Consider the following 1,401-nt stretch of genomic DNA (forward strand, 5'->3'; position numbering starts at 1 on the left):
TCCTCGTCCTTGTTGATGGCGACGATCACCTTACTATCCTTCATGCCGGCCAGATGCTGGATGGCGCCGGAGATGCCGCAGGCGATATAGAGATCGGGCGCCACCACCTTGCCGGTCTGACCGACCTGCCAGTCGTTCGGGGCATAACCGGCATCGACGGCGGCACGGCTTGCGCCGACGGCGGCGCCGAGCTTGTCGGCAACCGGCAGGATGATCTCCTTGAACTTCTCGGCCGAGCCGAGCGCCCGGCCGCCCGAGATGATCACCTTGGCCGAGGTCAGTTCCGGACGTTCCGAGGCCGACAGCGCATCGGAGACGAACCGCGACAGGCCCGGATCGGAGACCGCCGGGATCGCCTCGACCGTTGCCGAACCGCCTTCAGCCGCGGAAGCGAAGGAGGCTGTGCGCACGGTGATCACCTTTTTGGTATCGCTGGCCTGCACCGTCTGGATGGCATTGCCGGCATAGATCGGCCGCTTGAAGGTATCGGCGGAGACGACCTCGATGATCTCCGAGACCTGGGCGACGTCGAGCAGTGCCGCCACCCGCGGCAGCACCGTCTTGCCGACCGAGGTGGCGGCCGAGACGATCGTGTCGTAGGAACCGGCGAGCGAGACGATCAGATCGGCTAGCGGTTCGGCGAGATTGTTGGCAAGCGCGTCGCTTTCGGCGAGCAGCACCTTGGAGACGCCGGAAAGTTTTGCCGCCGCATCGGCCGCGGGCTTGGCGTCTTTGCCGGCGACGAGGATATGAATATCGCCGCCAATCTGGCTTGCCGCCGTCAGCGCCTTGGCGGTCTGGTCGGAGAGGTGATGGCCGTCATGGTCGGCCACAAGAAGAATGGTCATGATAGTTGCTCCTGTTCCAGCCCGATTACAGCACGCCGGCTTCGTTCTTCAGCTTGTCGACGAGTTCGGCGACCGACTTGACCTTGACGCCGGCCTTGCGGCCACTTGGCTCCTCGGTCTTCAGCACCTTCAGCCGCGGCGTCGTGTCGACGCCGAAATCGGCAGGCGCCTTCTTGTCGAGCGGCTTCTTCTTTGCCTTCATGATGTTCGGCAGCGAGGCGTAACGCGGTTCGTTCAGACGCAAGTCGGTGGTGATGACCGCCGGCAGCTTGATCTCGATCGTCTGCAGGCCGCCGTCGACTTCGCGGGTGACCTGAGCCTTGCCGTCACCGATCTCGATCTTCGAGGCGAAGGTCGCCTGGGCCGAGCCCAGCAGCGCCGCCAGCATCTGACCGGTCTGGTTGCTGTCGTCGTCGATCGCCTGCTTGCCGACGATGATCAATCCCGGCTGTTCGGCATCGGCCACCGCTTTCAGGATCTTGGCCACAGCGAGCGGCTCGACTTGCTCGTCGGTCTCGACCAGGATCGCCCGGTCGGCGCCCATGGCGAGCGC

Annotated in this window: 2 protein-coding genes; both read right to left on the bottom strand. The window is 64.7% G+C overall.

What is annotated here, in order from left to right:
• Positions 1-848: electron transfer flavoprotein subunit alpha/FixB family protein (locus GGD53_RS31390; RefSeq protein ID WP_184460584.1), on the bottom strand; the 848-nt coding region annotated here is incomplete at its 3' end.
• A gap of 25 nt (positions 849-873) precedes the next feature.
• Positions 874-1,401: electron transfer flavoprotein subunit beta/FixA family protein (locus tag GGD53_RS31395; protein WP_184460585.1), on the bottom strand; the 528-nt coding region annotated here is incomplete at its 5' end.

The sequence above is a fragment of the Rhizobium aethiopicum genome (genome assembly GCF_014197535.1).
Lineage (GTDB): Bacteria > Pseudomonadota > Alphaproteobacteria > Rhizobiales > Rhizobiaceae > Rhizobium > Rhizobium aethiopicum_A.